This is a genomic window from Streptococcus fryi (assembly GCF_053206505.1).
Genome location: NZ_JBRUGW010000033.1, coordinates 1 through 23646 on the forward strand (window position 1 = coordinate 1; position 23646 = coordinate 23646).

Genomic DNA, 23646 nt, shown 5'->3' on the forward strand with positions numbered 1-23646 from the left:
GACATGGATGGCACCTTTTTGGATAGTTTTGGTAGTTATGATAAGGAGCGCTTTGAGCATGTTTTAAATGGTTTTGACTCTATGGGATGGTTATTGACTATAGCTAGTGGTCGTGGAATGTTGGCTTTGGACAAATTATTTTCCCCATATAAGCACCGCTTGGCTATGGTGGCAGAAAATGGCAGTATTGTACGTTATAAAGAGCAGATATTGTTTGAGCGTCATTTATCTAATGAGCAAAGTCTTGAGATTATTCATGCTTTAGCAGAGAATCCTTACGGGTCGAGTAATCTTTTCTTGCTATCTGGTCAATTAGGTGCATATATCATTGAAGGGGCGACGTCTGAATATATCGAGCATGAGAAGCGTTATCATGAAAATATTCGAATTGTTTCTTCATTTGATGTGATTGAAGATACCATCATTAAAGTTACAGCACACTTACATCCTGAGCAGATGATTGAAGGTGTAGCTTGGCTAAATCAGCGCTTATCAGTGTTAGGTCTCAGGGCTGTGACGACAGGTTCTAAAGCTATTGATATTATTCCAAAAGATGTTGATAAAGGGCTTGGATTGCAAAAATTGTGTGAAGTCTTGGGATTGTCTAGTAAAGATGTCATTGCTTTTGGTGATAATTTGAACGATATTGAAATGCTGACATTTGCTGGACGAAGTATTGCTGTCTCTAATGCTAGACCAGAAGTTTTGGAGTTGGCAGATAAGGTGATTGGTCATCATGATACTGGAGCAGTTCTAGAGGAATTAGAACACCTAATACAAAAGAATTAATGAATAGAGGGAGAGTTTTATGGGATTATTTGATCGTTTATTTGGTAAGAAAAAGCAAGAGCCAATCCTTGAGGAGAGTCAAAATGGCTTAGAAGAGATTATTGATGAGATTTTGCAGGAGCAAGAGGCTGTCGTATTTGAGAAAGAAATCGGTCAGATTGAATCAGAGGAGAAAAACTTAGAGGCACATGTTATTGAGTCGGAAGAGTCAGAAGCTCCATCTGAACAAGCTGAAACAAGAGTAGCGGTTACAGAGGAACTACTTTCAGCAGAGGAAGAATATGTTTCGGTTAGTGATGATGAAACTATTTCATCAGATAATGCTGAAGCAGAGCAGCCGTTAGATAGCGACAATCAAACAGAGACACATGTCGAGACAGATGAAGAAAAATACCGTCGTACCTTGAAGAAAACCCGTACGGGCTTTGGGGCAATGCTGAATAACTTTTTAGCAAATTTCCGTCGCGTTGACGAGGCATTTTTTGAAGATTTGGAAGAAATGCTGATTTTGAGTGATGTTGGCGTGACTGTCGCAACACAGTTGACAGAGGAACTTCGTCAAGAAGCTAAACTCGAAAATGCTAAAAAGCCTGACGAGTTAAAACGAGTGATTGTTGAAAAATTAGTTGATCTCTATGAAAAAGATGGCGTGACACTTGAAAGTATCAATATGCAAAGTGAGTTGACAGTAATGCTCTTTGTCGGTGTTAATGGTGTTGGCAAGACCACATCTGTTGGGAAACTAGCTTATCGTTATAAACAAGCGGGTAAAAAAGTCATGCTTGTTGCAGCGGATACCTTCCGTGCAGGAGCTGTAGCGCAATTGGTCGAATGGGGACGTCGTGTGGATGTGCCAGTGATTGTTGGTGCTGAAAAGGCTGACCCTGCCTCAGTTGTCTTTGATGGCATGAATCGAGCTGTGTCGGAAGGTGTTGATATTCTTTTGATAGATACGGCAGGTCGTCTTCAAAACAAGGAGAATCTAATGGCAGAGTTGGAGAAGATTGGACGGATTATCAAACGTGTCTTACCAGAAGCTCCTCATGAAACCTTGCTTGCTTTAGATGCATCAACGGGGCAAAATGCCTTAGTTCAAGCCAAAGAATTTTCAAAAATTACTCCTTTAACAGGGATTGTTTTAACTAAGTTAGATGGAACTGCCAAAGGCGGTATTGTTTTGGCGATTCGTGAAGAATTGGATATTCCAGTTAAGTTTATTGGTTTTGGTGAAAAGATTGACGATATTGGAGAATTTAGTTCGGAAGAGTTTATGAAAGGTTTGTTAGAAGGTTTGATTTAATAGATAAAACCCAATCTCATCAGCGGATTGGGTTTTTAATAATGGATTAAGTTTCAATTTTCTTTGACGACGTAGTAGTGAGCACTAGGTGATGAGACGTTACAGTGTTTAAATGACACATCATCAGAAGTGTGTTATATAGTGGAACAACTACTTGGACTAAACCGTGGCATTTTTTCAGATGTTCAGTTTCAAACAGGATACTTAGTTAATTCTCAATGGTCTTTTTGGAAATTGTTGTTTGGCTTTCTTGTCTATAATAGTGAAAAGAATCGTTTCATCAAGTGAGGATTCCTATCAAACGCCTAGAAGTCCATCAGTTCTCTTTATACTAAGATGGTGAAGGCAATCGCAAATTCAAAGGATTTTTCGGTTGGGATATCAGAGACGTAGAGCATGATAGCTGTCTTTGTTGAAGTATGTTTCTTCTTGAGACATTAAAACGTTCGATAGACATAGGGATTGTTAGGTGTATTGACGGTTTGACTGTCTGTGATGTCAAGTACAGGTAACTGTTGTTGCAAGAGCGGATTGTATTCCATAGCTAGTGTTCCTGTGACTTTTAGCCAAGTATTGTCGGGATAATCTGTCTTGTCTTGTCTGGTCAAGAGCCCGTAAACACCAGAGTCAGCAATACAGTGGATGACACCGAATCTAAAGAGGAATTGGTGATTATCAAGATTAGGGTCGTTGTAAACAAATCCTGTATAGGTGATTGTTTTACCGATAAATTCTTGAGGATAGAGGTAGATAATTTCCATGGCTTCCATGTAATTTTCTGGGGTAATGGTTAGCTTTTTTTGATGACGATAGTCATCAAGGGTTTTTGCCATTGTTTTTTGATAACTAGCTGACGTGAAATATAAACTAGTGTCAGGTTTCAGGTATTGAACACGAGTTCCGTCATCACTCTCTCCTGTTTGAGAAGAGCCTTCTGCCAGAGGGAAATGATAACCTTTAGCTGATACAGTGGTTGAGTCAAGACTAACCGTTGGTACCAGCCAACCGATAGCTAAAGGAAAAGCGAGAATCAACACACTAGCCAGTTTGGTAAATTTTGATTGGAAATGGGAGGAGACTTCTAGTTGTTTCATCCAAATAATGAGTTGGACAATCGCTAGAATAAAGGCTAGTATCATGGATAAATAAGTCAAGTAAATGTATTGGATGTTAATGTATTGGTTTAGTTTGCCACTCACTTGTAGGTACATTGATAGTTCTAAGTAGCCGACTAACACGAGAAATCGCATCATATCATTACCCCCAAACTGAGACAATAAAGAAAGATGACAAGAGTTACCACAAGGATAAATTGGACAATAAAACGTCCCTTGAAGAAATGTCTCATCATTAAGAGATTCTTAATATCAATCATTGGTCCAAAAAGGAGAAATGCCATGATAGGTGTTAAACCAAACGTTGATAAAAGAGAAGCGCCGATAAAGGCATCTGCTTCACTACAAAGAGATAGTAAAAAAGCTAAAAGCATCATAATAGCAATCGCCATGACAGGATTGTGCCCTATAGTGGTTAATAGTCTTGTCGGGACATAAATTTGCATACTAGCGGCAACTAGACTACCAAATATTAGATAACGCCCTGTATCAAAAAACTCATCAATGGCATGGGCCAAGGCAAAGAAGGTCTTGCGGGATGTTTTGAATTGACCATAGTCATGTGTATGCGTTGTTTTAGATCCTAGTTTCGTAATATTCTCATCCCAGACAAATCCGAGGAGAACGCCAAGTGTTATGGCAACTAAAGAGGCGCCTAAAAATCTCAGTAGGACAAACCGCCAAGAATTACCAAAGGCTGAAAACGTAGCGAACAAGACGATGGGATTGATAATAGGTGCTGTGACTAAAAAAGGTATTGCCGTATAGGACGGTACCTTTTTACTGATAAAACGGTTAACGATGGGTACAATGCCACATTCACAAGACGGAAAGACTGTGCCAACTAAGGTTCCAAAGATAATCCGTGACCATTTACCTTTAGGCAGGTAACGCCTGACCTTGTCAGGAGTGACGAAAACATCAATAAAGCCAGATAGAATAGCGCCTAGAAAGACAAAAGGTAAGGCCTCGATAATGATGGACATGAAAATAGCCAACATTTGTAAGAGGCTGTCAGGAAGCTGTGCTAGTCCTCTCATGCATCACGCTCATCAGAATCAGTATCTGTTTTTGATGTTTTTTCTTTTGGTAAAGTGGCAAATTGTTCTAGTAGTTTTTCCAATTGATCTTGTTTTTTGACGGTTAGAGCCATAGTGTTTACCTCATTTTTTCTATTTGTGATAGTTCTATTATACTATGAATGTGTAAAAATAAGAACTTGTGGATAGTCTTTTCACAATATAAAATCATATTACTTGATTTTGTCACTATGTAGTGATAAAATAAACCCATAAACATCTACTAAGGAGAAAAACATGAGAAAAATTGAATTAGGGATTTCAACATTTGGTGAAACAACTCCCCTTGAAAAAACAGGCAAACCAATTCCACACGACGAGCGTATTCGTAATATGATTGAAGAAGTTGAACTAGCTGATAAGGTTGGTTTGGACATCTATGCTGTTGGTGAACATCACCGTGAAGACTTTGCCGTGTCTGCTCCTGAAATTATCTTGGCAGCAGGTGCTGTGAATACTAAAAATATTCGCTTATCAAGTGCGGTAACAGTCTTGTCATCTATTGACCCTATCCGTGTTTACCAACAATATGCAACGATTGACGCTTTATCAAACGGTCGTGCTGAAATCATGGTTGGTCGTGGTTCATTCATCGAGTCATTCCCATTGTTTGGTTACAACTTGAGAGACTATGAGCAATTGTTCAATGAAAAAATGGATATGCTTTTAGCTATCAAAGATAATGTTAACTTGAACTGGAAAGGTGAATTAACACCAACTGTTGACAATCGTCCAGTTTACCCACGCGCCGTTCAAGAAGATTTCCCAATCACTGTTGCCACAGGTGGTAATGTAGATTCTACAATCCGTATTGCTGAACAAGGTTTGCCAATCGCTTATGCAACTATTGGTGGCAATCCAAAAGCCTTCCGTCAATTAGTGCGTATCTATAAAGAAATCGGACGTCGTAATGGTCATGATTTGTCTAAGATGACAGTGGCAGCTCACTCATGGGGTTGGTTGTCAGATGACAAGGAAAAAGCAGAAAAAGAATACTTCTACCCAACTAAGCAGTTGGTTGATAATATCAGTAAAGACCGCGCTCACTGGCATGAATTAACTTACGACGATTACCTACAATCAGTTGGTCCTGATGGTGCAATGTTTGTTGGTGACGCAGAGACAGTAGCTAATAAGCTCATTTCACTCATCGAAGAACTTGAATTGGGCCGCTTCATGCTTCACCTTCCAGTTGGTTCGATGCCACATGAAGATGTCTTGAAAGCTATCAAGATTTACGGTGAAGAAGTAGCACCACGTGTTAGAGCTTATTTTGAAAACAAATAATCGCCAATACTAAACGCTAAAACAGTGGACGATGCGATGTCTGTTAATCAGATATCTATCGTTCACTATTTTGTTATGGTGTCGTTTGGAGATAGTGAGTGATTTTACTTTCATTAGAATTGACTGAGGAGTTTGTTTATGACCATTGAACTGATTAGATTAAGTATCGCTGACGCTGAAACAGTCTGGCGGATGCAAAGAGAGGCTTTTCAGGATTTGTTGGCTAAATACCAAGATGTTACCACTAGCCCTGCTAATGAGAGTTTGGAAAACATACAACGAAAACTGAGAGCAAACGAGACCTATTTTTACGGGGTTTTTATAGAGGAAAGGATTGTAGGTGCTGTTCGAGTTGTTGACCGAAAAAATGGTAGTCGCAAACGCATTGCTCCCATTTTCATCTTGAGAGATTATCGTCGAAGAGGTATAGCTAAGCAAGTTTTTAAGATGATTGAGGATTTTCATGGCTCAAGCAACTGGGAATTGGATACCATTTTACAAGAGACATCAACCGTTTCTTTCTACGAAAGATTAGGTTATAAACCAACAGGCTTAGTACACGTTATCAATGATAATATGACAATTGCTTATTACCACAAGGACTAAGTTTTTCTGCCCTTGCTAAAAAATACGACGTCTTATTCACTCGACCCTTGAAAAAAAGGCCTGTTTTTGTTAAACTAGAGAGTAAGAAAATTTAAGGAGAGTGACATGTCTGAACGTGGACTTTTAATCGTCTTTTCTGGCCCTTCGGGTGTTGGTAAAGGAACGGTTAGACAAGAAATCTTTTCAACACCAGATCATCAATTTGAGTATTCGGTGTCAATGACGACGAGGCCACAGAGACCGGGTGAGGTAGAGGGTGTCGATTATTTTTTCCGCACACGTGAGGAGTTTGAATCGCTCATTAAGCAAGGGTTGATGTTAGAGTACGCTGAATATGTTGGCAATTACTATGGCACACCACTGACTTATGTTAATGAAACATTAGATAAAGGGATTGATGTTTTTCTAGAAATTGAGGTTCAAGGGGCTCTTCAAGTGAAGAAAAAAGTTCCAGATGGGGTCTTTATTTTCCTAACACCTCCTGATTTAGATGAGCTTAAAGAACGTTTAGTTGGCCGTGGCACAGATAGTGAAGAAGTGATTGCTAAGCGTATCGAGAAAGCTAAAGAAGAAATTGCCATGATGCGTGAGTATGACTATGCTGTTGTCAATGACGAAGTTCCTTTGGCAGCAGAGCGTGTAAAACGTATTATCGAAACCGAGCATTTCCGTGTTGACCGTGTCATCGGTCGCTACGATAAAATGATCAATGATAACTTTACCCAAAAATAATGAAATAGAAATGAGATAAGCCTTATGATGTTAAAGCCATCTATTGATACCTTATTGGACAAGGTGCCATCTAAGTATTCACTTTGTGTTTTGCAAGCAAAGCGTGCACACGAGTTGGAACTAGGAAGTCAACCAACACAGGAATTTAAATCTGTTAAGTCAACCCTACGCGCTTTAGAAGAAATTGAATCAGGTAATGTGACTATTCATCCTGATCCTGAAGCTAAACGTGCAGCAGTACGTGCTCGTATAGAAGCGGAGCGTCTGGCACGTGAAGAGGAAGAACGTAAGATTAAAGAGCAGATCGCAAAAGAAAAAGAAGAAGAAGGAGAAAAAATCTAAGGTTGTTTCCAATCTTAGATTTTTTAACATTGAGGTGACGTATGGCTAAATTGGCTTCGGTAATTGTAGATGTTCCCTTGATGCAGACAGATAAGCCTTTTACCTATTTGATTCCACAGGAACTTGAGGGTGATTTAACTATCGGTTCTAGAGTGCATGTGCCGTTTGGTCGCTCTAATCGTTTGGTCCAAGGTTTTGTTGTTGGACTAACTCAAGGTGAAGCAAAAGATTTGAAGAATGTCGTCAGTTTGTTAGACGCTGAACCTGTTTTAAATGCTGAGCAATTGTATCTAGCAGATGAAATGAGGCACATGGTTTTTTCCTTTAAGATTAGCTTATTGAAGTCTATGCTTCCGAGTTTGCTTAACTCAAGTTATGATAAGGAAGTATCACCAACAGATTTATTGTCGGATGAGGACAGGCAAAGTTTGTTTGCAGGTCAATCCTCTCTATTGTTATCTCGCCTCACCAATCAGGAACAAAATGAGATGATGCGTTTTGTCCGATCGGGTAAAGTAAGATTGACTTATTTGGCTAAGGACAAAAAACATCTCAAAACAGTCAAACAGTATCATGTTGATAGAGAGCGCTTATTAAATCTGGAGATTACATCAAGAGCAAAAAAGAAATTAGCGTTGAAAAACTATTTGTTAGAAAATAGTGGTTCAGCTCCCTTATCATCTCTATTTAGTCTATTTTCTAGGGAACAAGTCACTTATTTTATCGAACGAGGTGCTCTAATCATCGATGAGATAACAGTTAACCGTAGTGATACTTATTTTACTAATGTGCAACAGACAGATTTTTTAACCTTAAATGATGAACAACAGACAGTTGTTAATAGGGTCACAGCTCAAATTGGTCAAGCGACTATTCCTTTTTTATTACAGGGAGTTACAGGTTCTGGGAAAACAGAGGTCTATCTGCATATTATTGATGATGTTCTCAAAAAAGGCAAAACTGCTATTGTGTTGGTTCCTGAAATTGCTTTGACACCACAAATGACACACCGCTTTATTTCACGATTTGGTCATCAAGTAGCGATTATGCATTCAGGTCTTTCTGATGGTGAAAAATATGATGAATGGCGCAAAATCAAGTTAGGGCAAGCTAAGGTCGTGGTTGGAGCAAGATCGGCTATTTTTGCACCTTTAGATAATATTGGTGCTATCATTATTGATGAAGAGCATGAAGTAACTTATAAACAAGAATCAAATCCACGTTATCATGCCAGAGAAGTGGCATTACTGCGTGCCAACTATCACAAGGCAATTTTATTGTTAGGTTCTGCGACACCAAGTTTAGAAAGTCGAGCAAGAGCCTCAAAGGGTGTTTATCACTTTTTAGAGTTGACTAAGCGTGCTAATCCTAATGCTCGTCTACCACACATTGAGATTATTGATTTTAGGCAGTATTTAGGTAAGCAAGAAGTTAGCAATTTCACCCCTGTTTTATTAGATAAGATTGCAGAGCGTTTAAAACGTAGGGAGCAAATTGTTTTAATGTTGAACAAAAGAGGTTACTCTAGTTTTATCATGTGTCGTGAGTGTTCTTACGTTGACCGCTGTTCAAACTGTGATATCTCACTAACGTTACATATGGATACCAAAACGATGAATTGTCATTATTGCGGATTGGTAAAACCCATTCCTAGACAATGTCCTAATTGTCATAGTGATAGTATCCGTTATTACGGTACTGGGACACAAAAAGCATATGATGAGTTGATGTCTGTTTTTCCAGAAGCAAGGGTTTTGCGCATGGATGTTGATACAACCAAGCAAAAAGGTTCCCATGAGAGATTATTGGAGCAGTTTGGTCGTAAAGAAGCAGATATTTTACTGGGAACTCAAATGATAGCTAAAGGGTTGGATTTTCCTGATGTGACTTTAGTTGGAGTGCTTAATGCTGATACCTCAATACACTTACCTGACTTTAGAGCTTCAGAGAGGACATTTCAGCTCTTGATGCAGGTGGCAGGTCGTGCAGGTAGGGCTAACAAACCTGGTGAGGTGTTGATTCAGACCTACAATCCTAATCACTATGCAATCGCTTTGGCGAAAAAACAAGATTACAACGCTTTTTACAATTATGAAATGGGAATTCGAAAAATGATGGGATATCCTCCTTATTATTTTACTGTAGGATTGACTCTATCTCATCGGAATGAGGAAAAAGTGATTCAAATAGCCTATCAAGTTTTAAAAATGCTAAAGGAACACTTATCTGATAGTGCTCAGATTTTAGGGCCGACACCAAAACCTATTGCTAGAACACATAACTTATATCACTATCAGATATTAGTCAAATATCGTTTTGAAGACCAGTTAGAACCTGTATTGAACAGTATTTTAGAGATGACACAAAGTTCAGAGTATCGAGAGATACGTTTGAGTATTGATCATGAGCCACAGCAGATGATGTAGGTATTTAGAAAGGAAAGTATGATGACAAAGATTATTTTTATGGGGACGCCAGATTTTTCAGCGACAGTCTTAAAAGGGTTGATTGATAGTCAGGTTTACGATATTGTTGCTGTTGTGACCCAGCCAGATAGGGCAGTTGGTCGTAAGCGGGATATTAAAATGACACCAGTTAAAGAACTAGCTTTGGCGAATCATTTACCAGTTTATCAGCCTGAAAAATTATCAGGAAGTTCAGAGATGGCTGAATTGATGAATTTGAAAGCTGATGGTATTGTTACTGCGGCTTTTGGTCAGTTTTTGCCAGAAAGCTTGTTGAATGCCGTTGATTTTGCGGTCAATGTTCACGCGTCGCTTTTGCCGAAATACCGTGGAGGTGCACCAATTCATTATGCTTTAATCAATGGTGATAAGGAAACAGGTGTAACCATTATGGAGATGGTCAAACAAATGGATGCGGGTGATATGATTGCTGTTGAAAAACTCCCTATTCTTGAAACAGATAATGTTGCGACCCTTTTTGAAAAATTAGCTATTGTCGGACGTGACTTATTACTTGATTCACTTCCAAAATATTTATCAGGTGATCTAAAACCGATACCCCAAGATGAGTCACATGTGACCTATTCACCAAATATCAGTTCAGAACAAGAAATCTTAGATTGGGCTAAATCAGCTAAAGACCTATTCAATCACATCAGAGGGATGTACCCTTGGCCTGGAGCTTATACCTTTCTTAATGGGCAACGCTTTAAGATTTATGAAACGGAGTTAGCTGTAGGAGATGGTGCACCAGGACAGATTCTTGAAAAGACTAAAAAGACGCTTATCGTCGCAACAGGAGAAGGTGCCTTATCGCTAAAATTAGTTCAGCCAGCAGGAAAGCCTAAGATGACTGTTGTGGATTTTCTGAACGGCGTTGGGCGCGATTTAAAAGAGGGTGATTATTTTGGAGAGTAAGTGGAACAAGACAAGTCGTGGTTTAGCATTAGGTATCTTAGAAGAGATTTTCGACAAAGACGCCTATACCAACTTAGCTCTTAATCAGGGGTTATCTCACTGTTCTCTATCCGATAAAGATAAATCTCTAGTCACGGAGTTGGTCTACGGCACAGTTGCACGTAAGCTCACTTTAGAATGGTATTTATCCCACTTTATAGAAGACCGTGACAAAATTGAAAAGTGGGTATACTATCTATTGATGTTGAGTTTCTATCAGTTGCTCTATCTGGATAAGTTACCAGAACACGCTGTTGTTAATGAAGCTGTGAATGTAGCAAAATTCAGAGGACATTCTCAAGGTAGTGAGAAGTTGATTAATGCTGTTTTAAGGCGTCTCATTAGAGAAGGTGCACCTGATATTGAAACAATAAAGCGTGTCAATAAACGCTACTCGATTAAATATTCCTTGCCAGTTTGGTTAGTTGCAAAAGTCATCGAGCAATATGGAAATGAGCGTGCAGTTCGATTATTTGAGAGTTTATTTGACCGTAATAAGGCTAGTATTCGAGTGACAGATAAGGAACAGTTAGCTGTTATTGCTTCACAGATAGGGGCGGTACCATCAGAATTATCAGATGTCGGATTAGTCAAGCCCTCTGGTCATTTTGCGGCTAGTAATTTATTCCGAGAGGGTCATATTACTATCCAAGATGAATCAAGTCAATTGGTTGCTCCAACGCTTCAATTGGAAGGACACGAAAGGGTATTAGATGCCTGTGCGGCACCTGGTGGAAAAACAACACATATCGCTTCTTATCTAAGTACAGGTCGAGTGACAGCACTTGATTTGCATGACCATAAGCTAAAACTTATTGAAGATAATGCGAAACGCTTGGGTGTTGCTGAACACATTGTCACCAAACAATTAGATGCTACTAGAGTGCATGAGGTTTTTGATAAAGATTCTTTTGATAAAATACTGGTAGATGCACCATGTTCTGGAATTGGTTTGATTAGGCGTAAACCAGATATTAAATACCAAAAAAATGCTCAAGATTTCATAGCTTTACAAGCTATCCAACTTCAAATCCTATCAAGTGTTTGTCAAACCCTGTCTAAAGGTGGTATAATAACTTATAGTACGTGTACAATATTCAGGGAAGAAAACCAAGAAGTTGTGCGTCAATTCTTGGAGACACATCCTGAATTTGAACAGGTTAAGTTAGAACATTCTAAAAGAGATATCATGGTAGATGGTTGTTTGCTCATCACCCCAGAGCTCTATCAAACGGATGGTTTCTTTATTAGCCAGTTTAGAAAAATCAAATAGTGACAATAATTATCAACAGCTAAATGTAAAGGTATTTGGCTGAAAGAATGGTAAAGGAGTTCTGACACGTTCAGAGAAAAAACTATGAAAATTTCATTGCTAACAGATATTGGACAGAAACGTTCAAATAATCAAGATTACGTCAATAAGTTTGACAACAAGGCTGGCATCACGTTGATTATGCTGGCGGATGGTATGGGCGGTCATCGTGCAGGCAATATTGCTAGCGAGATGACGGTAACTGATTTAGGTCGTTCATGGGTGCAGACTGATTTTGCGGATTTGGCCCAAATCAGAGATTGGATGATGGCAAATATTGAGAGCCAGAACCAAAAAATTTATGAGCTCGGACAAACGGAAGATTATAAAGGGATGGGGACCACTATTGAGGCGGTTGCTCTTGTCGGTAAAAATGCCATTTTTGCCCACATTGGAGATTCAAGAATTGGGCTAGTTCGTCAGGGTGTTTATACTCAGTTAACGAGTGATCACTCCTTAGTTAATGCGTTAGTTAAAGCAGGTCAGCTAACTTTAGAAGAAGCAGCTAACCATCCTCAAAAAAATGTCATTACTCAATCTATTGGTCAATCAACGCCTCTTGATTTGGATTTAGGTGTTCAGATTTTAGAAGAGGGTGATTATTTGGTTATCAACAGTGATGGCTTAACAAATATGGTTTCGGATATCTCAATTGCATCTGCGATGACTGAGACCTTAACCCTAGATGAAAAAGCTCAAAGATTAATTGATTTAGCTAATTCAGCAGGTGGTCTTGATAATATTACTGTTGCTCTTGTTTCTGCGAATAGTGAGGAAAGATAATGATCCAAATAGGCAAATTATTTGCTGGACGTTATCGAATTCTGAAGTCTATCGGTAGAGGCGGTATGGCTGATGTTTACTTAGCAAACGATTTGATTCTTGATAATGAGGAAGTCGCTATAAAAGTACTTCGGACTAACTATCAGACGGATCAAGTTGCCGTTGCACGTTTCCAACGAGAAGCGAGGGCTATGGCTGAGTTGAACCATCCGAATATCGTTTCTATTAGAGATATCGGAGAAGAAGACGGTCAGCAGTTCTTGGTAATGGAATATGTTGACGGTGCCGACTTGAAAAAATATATTCAAGATCATGCACCTTTGTCTAATAAAGAAGTGACTCGTATCATGGGGGAAATTTTATCTGCCATGACATTGGCTCATCAAAAGGGAATTGTTCACCGAGATTTAAAACCTCAGAATGTTCTCTTAACAAAATCAGGTCAAGCTAAGGTGACAGATTTTGGTATTGCTGTTGCGTTTGCGGAAACCAGTTTGACACAGACTAATTCAATGTTAGGTAGTGTTCATTATTTATCACCAGAACAGGCGCGTGGGTCAAAGGCAACTGTTCAGAGTGATATTTATGCTATGGGGATTATGCTGTTTGAAATGTTGACTGGTCACATTCCTTACGATGGTGATAGCGCAGTTACAATTGCTCTTCAGCATTTTCAGAAGCCCTTACCTAGCATAAGAGCTGAGAATTTAAATGTCCCTCAATCTTTAGAAAATATTGTCATAAGAGCGACAGCTAAAAAATTAACAGACCGTTATATTTCAACTTTTCAGATGAGTCGTGATTTAGGAACGGCATTACTACCAAGCCGAGCTAATGAACGTAAACTTCTTTTTGATGATGGAGCAGATACAAAAACTCTACCAAGAGTTGAGACCCAAAAAGATAATGCTACAAATACATTAAAGCAAATTCCGCCAATAAAACCTAACGTTTCGGAAGCAAGGTCTGAAGATATCTTTGAGACCTTATCACAAGCTAAGCCAAAGAAAAAGTTTCGTTTTTTCTACACTTTCTTGAAATTAGTAATTGCTTTTTCACTATTAAGTTTAGTTGCTTTATCGTACTTGTTATTGACTAGACCAACTAATGTAATTGTTCCAGATGTTGTAGGTCAGAAGCAAGAAGGTGCTATTCGTCAACTAGAATCAGAAGGGTTGATCGTTGGTACTATTACTGAAATCGAAGATAATGATGTTGATGTGGGGCATGTTATTAGAACAGATCCTAAAGCAGGAACAACTAGGCGTAAAGACTCTAAGGTGAACATTTTTGTTTCGCTAGGAGGCCGACATTTTATAGTGGAGAACTATATCGGTTTACCTTATGCTACGGCTGAAGAAAGTTTGATGTCAACCTATGGCGTTTCAAAGGCCAATATCAAAATCAAAGAAGTTAAAAACTCAGGGTACCCTGATGGTACAATTATTAGTCAAACGCCTCAAGCAGGCTCTACTTTTAGACCATCTAAATCAAATGACATCATATTTGAAGTAGCTGTCAGCTCGTCTGTTACTATGCCCGATTTAACAAATATGACCTATGGTGATGCTATTAGTAATTTGACTAATCTGGGTATTTCTCCTTCTCGTATCAAAGCCTATGTGCCTAATCATAATTCGATTAGTGGTGGCTACATTCAGGTTAACTTCCCCTCTAAGACATCTCAAATATCAGGTTTTACCCCTTATTATGGTGAGTACATAGGTTTAGATGATTCGACAGAAATTAGCTTATATTTGTATGATGAACCAACATCCGATAAAGAAGAAAAGGATAAAGAAGAAAAGACAGAAGCTTCAGTAGAGAACGGTACAGATAAGCCAGATAAAACGGATAAAACGGATAAAACGGATAAGCCAGATGTAGAGGCTGAAACAGGAGACACTACAGAAAAAGCGGACAGTCCTTCGCATGCGTCTTCCTAGTTATGATAATTAAGAGATAAAACCATACTAATTTTATTCGGTATGGTTTTTTCGCTATCAGCCTTGAGACTGAAATCATAAAAAAATGGCTTTTCTTGGTGAAAAACGGTTCAAAATTTGATAAAATGGCTTTGAATAGAATGGGAGGGTCATGTGAAAAAATTTCAGCTTTTTCTCATTATTGAAGCAATTTTATTAACAATGGCTTTAATTACGGTACTATCAGATGATATTTTTAGTTTTCTGTTGTTGCTTGTCATGGTATTATTAGCTTTTCGTTTTCAAAAAATAGGTAGCCAAACGAATTTCTTTTTAACAACGGGATTACTAGTCTTATTTTTGATTTTTATGTTGAATCCATATGTGATTTTAGCCATTATTTTTGGCATAGCCTATGTCATGATTAATCATTTCTCGCAGGTTAAAAAGAAAAATCGCTATGCCCTCATTCAATTAAAGGAAGAAGGGTTACAAGCTACTCCGACAGCTAATCAGTGGATAGGTAGTAGTGATCATCAGCTTCTTGATCATTATACGTTTGATGATATTAATATTATTCGCATGACAGGTACTGACATCATTGATTTGACACAAGTCATTTTGTCAGGACATGATAACCTTGTGCTAATTCGTAAAATTTATGGTCCAACTCGTATTATTGTACCGGTAGATGTTGCGGTGAAGTTAGATGTTAATAGCATCTACGGTAGTATTAAGTTTTTTGATTTTCCAGAATACGATTTGAGGAATGAATCTATCAAATTAGCTGGAGAAGATAATATTTTAGCAGTTAAATCTGTAAAACTTATTGTCAGCGTTCTAGCAGGAAGTGTTGAGGTGGTTAGGGGATGAAAAAATCAACAATTTTGGTCTTTTTTTCATATGCTTTGACAACAATCCTTTTTATCACATTTGTTATTTTAAGAACATTGGATTTGGATATAATAGCACTCAGTAAGGATTTATTTTTATTACGACGCTTATTGTTTTCGGTTTTATCAGTAACTTTTTCCATGACGATTCTGTTACTTGTTTTGTGGGCATTTTTGGACGAAATTAGTAAGCGTCATTTAAATTATAATTTGAGACGAATTTTAGATGATAAACCTGTAAGGCATTTGGGAGAGTCAGATATAGGACAGAATCTTGTTCGCTTGTCCAATAAAATGCAGCATTTAACCTCAAATTTACAAAACACAGAGAATGCTTATATTCAGAATACAGAGGACATTGTTAAACAAGAGCGCCGTCGGATTGCTAGAGACTTACATGACACGGTCAGTCAAGAATTATTCGCGTCAAGCATGATGGTTTCTGGTTTGTCTCAAAGTCTGGAATTTATCGAACCAAGTCAATTAAAAGATCAACTTGAAACGGTGGAAGGCATGTTAAACAGTGCTCAGAATGATTTACGTGTGATGTTGTTGCATTTGAGACCGATTGAACTACAAGATAGAACGTTAAAGGAAGGATTGAAGATGATTCTTCAAGAGTTGATGGATAAAACGACGATTGAAGTTATTTTTAGAGACAGTAGCTGTCAGTTACCCAAACTGATTGAAGATAACTTATTTAGGGTAGCCCAAGAATTTATCAGTAACACCTTGAAACATGCCAATGCCAGTCGTTTGGAAGTTTATTTGACTCAGAGTGATTCACAGATTCAATTGAAAATGGTTGATGATGGCCAAGGATTTGATGTTGATACAGTGAGAAGTTTGAGCTATGGCTTGAAAAATATAGAAGATAGGGTGGAAGATATGGCTGGCAAGGTTCAAATCCTAAGCGCTAAGGGTGCAGGGGTGACCATGACTGTGAGCTTACCCTTAACATATGTGGAGGACGATAGTGACAATGACAACAATTAAGATTATTTTGATTGACGATCACGAAATGGTACGTTTGGGTTTGAAGAGTTTTTTAAATTTACAGCCCGATATAGAGGTCATAGGGGAAGCAAGTAATGGCCGTGATGGTGTTGAGTTAGCACTAAAGTTGAAACCAGATGTGGTTGTTATGGATTTAGTCATGCCAGAGATGGATGGTGTTGAGGCAACACTGACCTTATTGAAAAATTGGAAAGATGTTAAAATTTTAGTATTGACCTCTTATCTTGATAATGAAAAAATCTATCCTGTCATTGAAGCTGGGGCTAAAGGCTATATGCTGAAGACATCTAGTGCCCCGGAGATTTTGAATGCGATACGTAAGGTCAATCAGAATGAAACTGCTATTGAAACTGAGGTTGATAACAAGATCAAGTATCATAATGCTCATCCGGATTTACATGATGATTTAACGGCGCGTGAGCGGGATATTTTAAATTTATTGGCTAAAGGCTATGACAACCAGACCATAGCTAATGAACTTTTTATCTCATTGAAAACAGTTAAGACACATGTTTCCAATATCTTATCTAAATTACAAGTTGATGATCGAACCCAAGCTGTCGTTTACGCCTTTCAACACCGTCTGGTCCCACAAAACGAACAATAAATGGTATAATGGAAAAGTTATCTTTTGTTGGAGGGAAAAATGGACGCTAAGACAAAATACAAGGCTAAAAAAATAAAAGCTGTCTTTTTTGATATTGACGATACCTTACGCATTAAGGACACAGGCTTCATGCCAGAAAGTGTTACCAAGGTATTTGCGGATTTGAAAAAGAAAGGTATTGTGACAGGAATTGCTTCAGGTCGCGCACTCTATGGTGTTGTACCAGAGATTCGTGATCTGAAACCGGATTATTTTGTTACTGTTAATGGTGCCTATGCTAGTGATAAAAATGGCAAAATGATTTTTGAAGATCCTATTCCATATGAGTGGGTGGAACAATACGTTGCTTGGTGCCATTCTGTTGGGATTGAGTATGGTTTTGTAGGTAGAGATAAGGCAGTATTGTCAGCTCGTAAGAAGTGGATTGATGCAGCGATGATTCCAGTTTATGGGGAATTGTCTGTTGAACCAGAATTTTATAAAGAGAATGCCGTTTATCAAATGTGGACTTTTGAACAAGAGGGAGATGGTTTAACCTTACCAGATGATTTAGCCGATGATATGAGATTGGTACGTTGGCATCAGAACTCTAGTGATGTTGTTAAGAATGGTGTGTCTAAAGCTAGCGGTGTTGCTAAAATACTAGATAGACTTAAATTAAAACCTGAAAATCTTCTTGTTTTTGGTGATGAAAAAAATGATTTAGAAATTTTTGATTTTGCAGGCTTGGCGATTGCCATGGGTGGTGCTATAGATGAAATCAAGGCAAAATCAGATTATGTAACAGATAGAGTAGAGGAGGAGGGCATTTTTAATGCCTTGGAGAAATTAGGTATGGTTGAAAAAGAATTACGTTTTCCACAGTTGGAATTAGAACAAATAGAAGGCCCAGTAGCAACAATTAAAACTAATCACGGAGACTTAGTTTTAAAATTGTTCCCAGAACATGCTCCTCAAACAGTTGCAAATTTTATTGCTTTAGCGAAAGATGGTTACTATGATGGTGTGATTTTCCACAGAATCATTAACGAGTTTATGATTCAGGGAGGAGATCCAACTGGTACTGGAATGGGTGGCGAGTCAATCTATGGTGACAGTTTTGAAGATGAGTTTTCTGATGAATTATACAACCTACGTGGTGCTCTTTCAATGGCTAATGCTGGTCCTAATACCAATGGTAGTCAGTTTTTCATCGTTCAAAACAAAAAATTCCCTTACACTGCTAAAGAATTAAAACGTGGTGGTTGGCCAGAGCCTATTGTTGAAAAATATCTTGACGGTGGTACACCGCATTTGGATAGAAGGCATACGGTTTTTGGGCATTTAATGACTCCAGAGTCTTTTGACGTGTTGGATGCTATTGCTGGTGTTGAGACAGGTATGGCTGATAAGCCTGTGGAAGATGTCATTATTGACTCTATTGAGGTTGTTGACTGATGAAAATTGGAGACAAGCTAGTTGGTACCATCATGGGGATTAAGCCTTACGGTGCCTTTGTCCAACTGGAAGATGATTCTGTTGGTTTGGTACATATTTCAGAAATTAAAACAGGCTATATTGATAATATTTTTAATGAGTTATCTGTAGGAGACAGGGTCAAGGTACAAGTGGTTGATTTAGATGAATATTCTCAAAAAGTCAGTCTCTCAATGAGAACACTTGAAGAAGAAAAACATCGCTATCCTCATCGCCATCGTTTTTCTAATAGTCGCCTTAAAATTGGCTTTGCTCCTTTGGCAAAGCAAATTCCCAATTGGATTAAAGAGAGTAAAGCCTATTTGCAAAGTCAATCATAGGAGTTCAAAAAACTGAACCTGGTTGTTTCCAGCTTCAGTTTTTTGTTTTGCAATTTTTATAAAAGGTGTCTAATTGACTTAGATGTCTTCAAACAGTGATGTAGAGAGGTAACGTTCTCCGTTATCGGCTAAAATGGTCAGGACTTTTTTTCCTTTGCCTAGTTTTTTAGCGACTTCAATGGCTGCCCAGATAGCAGCGCCTGAAGATATGCCAACTAGAAAACCTTCTGTTTTTCCAGTTTCTCCGAAATCAGCTAGAATTTCCAAACCTGTTGAATGCATATGGGCTTGAGGATTAGCAAGGTTGTTGAATTGCTGTGGCATGAAAGCGTTGGTCTGAAAGGCTATTTCTTCAGCTTTTTGAATAGCTCCCTTCATACCCTCTGATGCGGGAGTAAGGACTAAGTTTGCCCCAAAGGCCTTGATGAGTTGACGACGCTCCAGACTCATACTCTCTGGCATAACGATTGTGACAGGGTATCCTTTAACACTTCCAACCCAAGCCAGTCCTATTCCTGTATTACCACTTGTGGGCTCAACGATAGTTTGTCCTGGTTTTAGGTCTCCATTTTTTTCAGCAACTTCAACCATGTTTAAGGCTGCTCTATCTTTAACAGAGGAGCCAGGGTTAAAGTACTCTAATTTAACATAAACATCAGCAGCACCTTCTGGAACCATGCGGTTAAGTTTGACAACTGGAGTATTCCCGACTAATTCAGTGATATGATTAACAATAGCCATTTTTTCATTCCTCTTTCGTCTTTGTAGATTGAGTATAAAAGGAATGGTTATATTTGTAAAATACAAAAACCTTATCGTTTTGATAGATAGTCTTTATCAATCAGAACCGATAGTGGTATCAATTGGTACTTCGATAATTTTTTGTCCTACAGACATAGTCTCAATCTTACCATTATAAAATTCGGTTAAATGCTCTAATAACTCAGGAACTTTGTCTTTATCAAGGTAAACAGCTGTGGTCACGTTGACTGAAAAATCTGTATCTGTTTCTTGGAGATTTTCTTGTTTTAAAAAGTTAGCAAAAGTTTGATATTGTGGATAACTTAATTCAATTAGAATGCCCTCTTGACTTTTGACTTCTACAACACCCAACTCTTTGATAGCATTAGCAACAGAACCAGCATAAGCGCGTATGAGTCCCCCTGCTCCTAATTTAATACCACCAAAATAACGTGTGACAACCACCACAATATTGGTTAGAGCGTTTTTCTCTAGGACTGTTAACATAGGAACACCTGCTGTTCCGCTAGGCTCTCCATCATCACTGGAACGTTTAATAGCACTATCTTCTCCGATAATCATAGCGGAGCAAGAATGTGTTGCCTTGTAGTGTTCTTTTTTGACTTGAGCAATGAACTCACGCCCTTTTTCTTCAGATGAAATACGCTTAATCTGACAGATAAAGCGAGATTTTTTAATTATTTCTTCACAAATGCCGTTTTGACGAATCGTTCTATAGTTTTTCATACCCACATTTTAACTAAAAACACTAAAAAAGGCAATATCTCACGAATAACTAAGTGAGAGGTAGAATTATGATTAAGGAAGATTACTATGGACGTTTGTTCACACAGCAGACACTACCAGAGTGTATCAAAAATGAGGCACTTAGTTTAGATAGTTTTACTAAAAAAAGCGGTCAGCTTGTTTGTCAACGTTGTGCGACAAATTTAGATCACGATGCACAGTTACCTAATGGTGACTATTATTGTCGCTCGTGTATTGTGTTTGGCCGAAATACAACAGGACAGGATTTATATTATGTACCACAACGATCATTTCCTAAGCTTAGCCCACTTAATTGGTCTGGAGAATTGACGCCTTATCAAAAAGAGGTTTCAGATACATTGTTGTCAGCACTGTCTCAAAAGAAGAGTATGCTAGTTCATGCTGTAACAGGGGCAGGAAAGACGGAGATGATTTATCAAACAGTAGCAAATGTTATTGCTCAAGGCGGTGCAGTTGCTTTAGTAAGTCCAAGGATAGATGTATGTAATGAGCTTTATGCACGTTTTTGTCGTGATTTTACCTGTCAGATTGCGTTGCTTCACGGTGGTACAGAAGCTTATCAAAGATCACCGCTTGTTATCTCTACTGTACATCAGCTTTACTATTTTTATCAGGCTTTTGATTTGATTATTGTTGATGAAGTTGATGCATTTCCCTACGTTGATAATCTCCAACTTTATCAAGCGGTTAAAAATGCCTTGAAACCGTCTGGGTTGAATGTTTATCTGACAGCCACTTCGACAGATTATCTTGAACGTGAAGTTAGATCAAAACGATTAGAGGTAGCTCATTTATCACGGCGTTTTCATGGCAATCCTTTAGTTGTTCCGAAAACCAGATGGTTAAGTGGTTTTCTAAAGTATTTAGAGAGAGGAAAGTTACCTCATCGTCTTTTATCTGATATCGTAAATCAACGACAGACTGGTTATCCATTATTGCTATTTTTTCCTCATATTGAACTCGGTCAACAGTTTGTTGCTGTTTTGAAAAACTATTTCCCGGATGACAGTATCGATTTTGTATCCAGTGAGACTGAAAATCGACTAGAAATTGTTACTTCTTTTAGAGAGAAAAGGCTAGATATCCTTGTTTCGACAACCATTTTGGAAAGAGGAGTGACATTTCCTTGTGTCGATGTATATGTATTATGGTCCAATCATAAATTATTTAATCGCTCGAGTTTAGTTCAAATTGCTGGTCGTGTTGGACGTAGTCCGAAGAGACCTACAGGTCAACTTATCTTTTACCACGATGGAATGACAAGAGCAATAAAAAAAGCTATTTCGGAAATTAAACTGATGAATCAAAAAGGAGGATTTAATGAATTGCCTGTTGTGTCAAAATAAAATTGAGTCACCATTTCGTTTTACTCCTTTTTTTCTTTTTCAAAAAGATGATGAAGTGATTTGTCAACTATGTCGATACGCATTTGAAAGAATAGCTGGTGTAAGATGTCATCGATGCCGTAAACAATCAGAGGAGACAGTTTGTCAAGATTGTAGAGATTGGGAAAAGAAAGGTGTTATTGTTAATCATACCAGTTTTTATTCCTATAATGAGGCGATGAAACATTTTTTTAATAAATATAAGTTTCAAGGGGATTATTTATTGCGGAAGGTTTTTTCCAGTGATTTTAAAGCGATTGCAAATACGTTTAAATCCTATACGATTGTACCTGTCCCTGTGAGCAAGGAAACCTTTGAACAAAGGGGTTTTAATCAAGTAGAAGGATTTTTAACGGAAGAAAACATTTCATATCAAACTTTGTTGATAAAAACGGAGAGTATAAAACAATCGCAACTGAATAAACAAGAGAGACTAAAAATGAAGAACCATTATGAACTTAAATCGGGCTTGTCGCTTCCTGATAAGGTTCTATTGGTTGATGATATATACACCACAGGTGCGACGATACTAAGCATTCAACAACTATTGTATGAAAAAGGAGTGAAAGAAGTGAAAACATTTTCTCTGGCAAGATAGAAAAACGTTTACATTTTTTTAAAATATGATATAATAGAAATGTAAATAAAGCACGAAGCTTAGAAAGAGGTATATCCTATGATTAAATTTAGTATCCGTGGTGAGAACATTGAAGTGACAGAAGCTATTCGTGATTATGTTGAAGCGAAAGTTGCTAAAATTGAAAAATATTTCCATGAAGATCAAGAACTGACAGCTCGTGTCAATCTTAAAGTTTACCGTGAAAAAACATCCAAAGTAGAGGTTACTATTCCCTTGGGATCAGTGACTTTACGTGCAGAAGATGTTTCTCAGGATATGTATGGCTCTATTGACCTTGTAGTTGATAAGATTGAACGTCAAATCCGTAAAAACAAGACAAAAATCGCTAAAAAACATCGTGAAAAAGTAACGGCTTCTCAGGTATTTAATAGTGAATTTGAGGCAGAAGTTGCAGAAGAGTTACCAACAGTTAGTGTTGTTCGTACTAAAAATGTTGATTTGAAACCTATGGATCTAGAAGAGGCATTACTCCAAATGGAGCTTCTCGGTCACGATTTCTTTATCTATACCGATGCTGAGGATGGAGCAACTAATGTGCTTTATCGTCGTGAAGATGGTGAGCTAGGTTTAATTGAAGCTAAATAATAAATATGGTGATAAATCAGTATAGCATATATTAGAATTAGTACTTATAAGATTTAAGGTAAACACATAGACATATTGTGTTTGCCTTTTTTGATGATATTTTTGGTTGATAAGAGCAATTGAGGAAAATCATTAACACCGAATTATTTCTGAAGTTTATATTTTTCACAAAATATTAGTTTACAACTCAACTACAAGTCACCCAATGAAGTCCTAAAAGATGGCTAACTTGAACTTGAAATTTAGCCTTGAAATTTAGCTAGTTTTATTTTTCAAATTTAGTCCAAAAAAGTATGAAAAAGTACTTGTCAAGGAGATAAAGTTCTGCTATACTATAAAAGTTGTCTCGTGAGACACAGTCACATCAAAAACTGTCAAAAAAACTTTCAAAAAGTTATTGACAAGTTAAAAAATGACTGGTATAATATAAAAGTTGTCTCGCAAGAGGCATAAGACCCTTGAAAACTGAACAAGACGAAGCAAAGTGCGGGTTATGTTTAA

The 23646-nt window shown here is 37.9% G+C and carries 24 protein-coding genes; 19 read left to right on the top strand and 5 right to left on the bottom strand.

The genetic code is table 11. The annotated features are described in order from the left end of the window. Positions 1-789 (top strand): HAD family hydrolase (locus tag ACVRZH_RS08265; protein ID WP_447454827.1); only part of this gene is annotated, 789 nt, incomplete at its 5' end. 19 nt (positions 790-808) lie between these two features. Next, positions 809-2089, top strand: coding sequence for a signal recognition particle-docking protein FtsY (gene ftsY / locus ACVRZH_RS08270; protein WP_447454828.1), 1281 nt, complete (start codon positions 809-811; stop codon positions 2087-2089). Between the two features lie 437 nt (positions 2090-2526). Here ftsY and ACVRZH_RS08275 read toward each other — a convergent pair whose 3' ends face one another. Genes ACVRZH_RS08275 through ACVRZH_RS08285 form a run of 3 tightly spaced genes read right to left on the bottom strand, consistent with a single transcriptional unit; the run spans position 2527 to position 4357 of the window. After that, positions 2527-3342, bottom strand: a complete 816-nt coding sequence (locus ACVRZH_RS08275) for a TIGR03943 family putative permease subunit (protein WP_447454829.1) — start codon at positions 3340-3342, stop codon at positions 2527-2529. Then, on the bottom strand, positions 3339-4244 hold the full coding sequence (locus ACVRZH_RS08280) for a permease (RefSeq protein WP_447454830.1): 906 nt from the start codon (positions 4242-4244) through the stop codon (positions 3339-3341). The genes ACVRZH_RS08275 and ACVRZH_RS08280 overlap by 4 nt, the downstream gene beginning before the upstream one ends. Then, complete coding sequence (locus tag ACVRZH_RS08285) at positions 4241-4357, bottom strand: SPJ_0845 family protein (protein ID WP_447454831.1); 117 nt, start codon at positions 4355-4357, stop codon at positions 4241-4243. The genes ACVRZH_RS08280 and ACVRZH_RS08285 overlap by 4 nt, the downstream gene beginning before the upstream one ends. 163 nt (positions 4358-4520) lie before the next feature. Here ACVRZH_RS08285 and ACVRZH_RS08290 point away from each other — a divergent pair, with 163 nt between their 5' ends. From ACVRZH_RS08290 to ACVRZH_RS08355, 14 genes are all read left to right on the top strand, one after another. Continuing rightward, entirely contained in the window at positions 4521-5570 is a 1050-nt protein-coding gene (locus ACVRZH_RS08290) for an LLM class flavin-dependent oxidoreductase (protein ID WP_447454832.1), read from the top strand. Positions 5571-5708: 138 nt separating this feature from the next. Continuing rightward, positions 5709-6176 (top strand): GNAT family N-acetyltransferase, encoded by a 468-nt coding sequence (locus tag ACVRZH_RS08295; protein ID WP_447454833.1) that lies wholly within the window; start codon positions 5709-5711, stop codon positions 6174-6176. Between the two features lie 105 nt (positions 6177-6281). Beyond that, positions 6282-6908: a guanylate kinase gene (gene gmk, locus ACVRZH_RS08300; protein ID WP_447454834.1), complete on the top strand. Its 627-nt coding sequence runs from the start codon at positions 6282-6284 to the stop codon at positions 6906-6908. Between the two features lie 24 nt (positions 6909-6932). After that, positions 6933-7250 (top strand): DNA-directed RNA polymerase subunit omega, encoded by a 318-nt coding sequence (rpoZ, locus tag ACVRZH_RS08305; protein ID WP_447454835.1) that lies wholly within the window; start codon positions 6933-6935, stop codon positions 7248-7250. A 41-nt stretch (positions 7251-7291) separates the two neighbouring features. Then, positions 7292-9676, top strand: a complete 2385-nt coding sequence (locus tag ACVRZH_RS08310) for a primosomal protein N' (protein ID WP_447454836.1) — start codon at positions 7292-7294, stop codon at positions 9674-9676. 21 nt (positions 9677-9697) lie between these two features. Beyond that, entirely contained in the window at positions 9698-10633 is a 936-nt protein-coding gene (gene fmt / locus ACVRZH_RS08315) for a methionyl-tRNA formyltransferase (protein ID WP_447454837.1), read from the top strand. After that, a complete protein-coding gene (gene rsmB, locus ACVRZH_RS08320) occupies positions 10623-11945 on the top strand; it encodes a 16S rRNA (cytosine(967)-C(5))-methyltransferase RsmB (protein ID WP_447454838.1) in 1323 nt (440 codons plus the stop codon). The genes fmt and rsmB overlap by 11 nt, the downstream gene beginning before the upstream one ends. A gap of 84 nt (positions 11946-12029) precedes the next feature. Continuing rightward, complete coding sequence (locus ACVRZH_RS08325; RefSeq protein WP_447454839.1) at positions 12030-12767, top strand: Stp1/IreP family PP2C-type Ser/Thr phosphatase; 738 nt, start codon at positions 12030-12032, stop codon at positions 12765-12767. After that, positions 12767-14713, top strand: a complete 1947-nt coding sequence (gene pknB / locus ACVRZH_RS08330) for a Stk1 family PASTA domain-containing Ser/Thr kinase (protein WP_447454840.1) — start codon at positions 12767-12769, stop codon at positions 14711-14713. The genes ACVRZH_RS08325 and pknB overlap by 1 nt, the downstream gene beginning before the upstream one ends. A 153-nt stretch (positions 14714-14866) precedes the next feature. Further along, on the top strand, positions 14867-15565 hold the full coding sequence (gene liaF / locus ACVRZH_RS08335) for a cell wall-active antibiotics response protein LiaF (RefSeq protein ID WP_447454841.1): 699 nt from the start codon (positions 14867-14869) through the stop codon (positions 15563-15565). After that, entirely contained in the window at positions 15562-16581 is a 1020-nt protein-coding gene (locus ACVRZH_RS08340; RefSeq protein WP_447454842.1) for an envelope stress sensor histidine kinase LiaS, read from the top strand. The genes liaF and ACVRZH_RS08340 overlap by 4 nt, the downstream gene beginning before the upstream one ends. Then, a complete protein-coding gene (locus tag ACVRZH_RS08345; protein ID WP_447454850.1) occupies positions 16568-17209 on the top strand; it encodes a response regulator transcription factor in 642 nt (213 codons plus the stop codon). Before ACVRZH_RS08340 ends, ACVRZH_RS08345 begins: the two co-directional genes overlap by 14 nt. 39 nt (positions 17210-17248) lie before the next feature. Continuing rightward, entirely contained in the window at positions 17249-18646 is a 1398-nt protein-coding gene (locus tag ACVRZH_RS08350; RefSeq protein ID WP_447454843.1) for a Cof-type HAD-IIB family hydrolase, read from the top strand. Continuing rightward, complete coding sequence (locus tag ACVRZH_RS08355; RefSeq protein ID WP_447454844.1) at positions 18646-19005, top strand: S1 RNA-binding domain-containing protein; 360 nt, start codon at positions 18646-18648, stop codon at positions 19003-19005. The genes ACVRZH_RS08350 and ACVRZH_RS08355 overlap by 1 nt, the downstream gene beginning before the upstream one ends. A 78-nt stretch (positions 19006-19083) precedes the next feature. Here ACVRZH_RS08355 and ACVRZH_RS08360 read toward each other — a convergent pair whose 3' ends face one another. Together ACVRZH_RS08360 and ACVRZH_RS08365 are read right to left on the bottom strand one after the other, a co-directional pair. Further along, complete coding sequence (locus tag ACVRZH_RS08360) at positions 19084-19746, bottom strand: PLP-dependent cysteine synthase family protein (protein WP_447454845.1); 663 nt, start codon at positions 19744-19746, stop codon at positions 19084-19086. 96 nt (positions 19747-19842) lie between these two features. After that, a complete protein-coding gene (locus tag ACVRZH_RS08365; protein WP_447454846.1) occupies positions 19843-20493 on the bottom strand; it encodes a YigZ family protein in 651 nt (216 codons plus the stop codon). Between the two features lie 68 nt (positions 20494-20561). On the opposite strand from ACVRZH_RS08365, the gene ACVRZH_RS08370 reads away from it, so the two are divergent. The 3 genes from ACVRZH_RS08370 (at position 20562) to hpf (ending at position 23145) form a co-directional block, all read left to right on the top strand. Continuing rightward, positions 20562-21881, top strand: a complete 1320-nt coding sequence (locus tag ACVRZH_RS08370; protein ID WP_447454847.1) for an ATP-dependent helicase ComFA — start codon at positions 20562-20564, stop codon at positions 21879-21881. Then, entirely contained in the window at positions 21856-22518 is a 663-nt protein-coding gene (locus ACVRZH_RS08375; protein WP_447454848.1) for a ComF family protein, read from the top strand. Before ACVRZH_RS08370 ends, ACVRZH_RS08375 begins: the two co-directional genes overlap by 26 nt. A 78-nt stretch (positions 22519-22596) precedes the next feature. Then, a complete protein-coding gene (gene hpf / locus ACVRZH_RS08380; protein ID WP_447454849.1) occupies positions 22597-23145 on the top strand; it encodes a ribosome hibernation-promoting factor, HPF/YfiA family in 549 nt (182 codons plus the stop codon). The last annotated feature ends 501 nt before the right edge of the window (positions 23146-23646 follow it).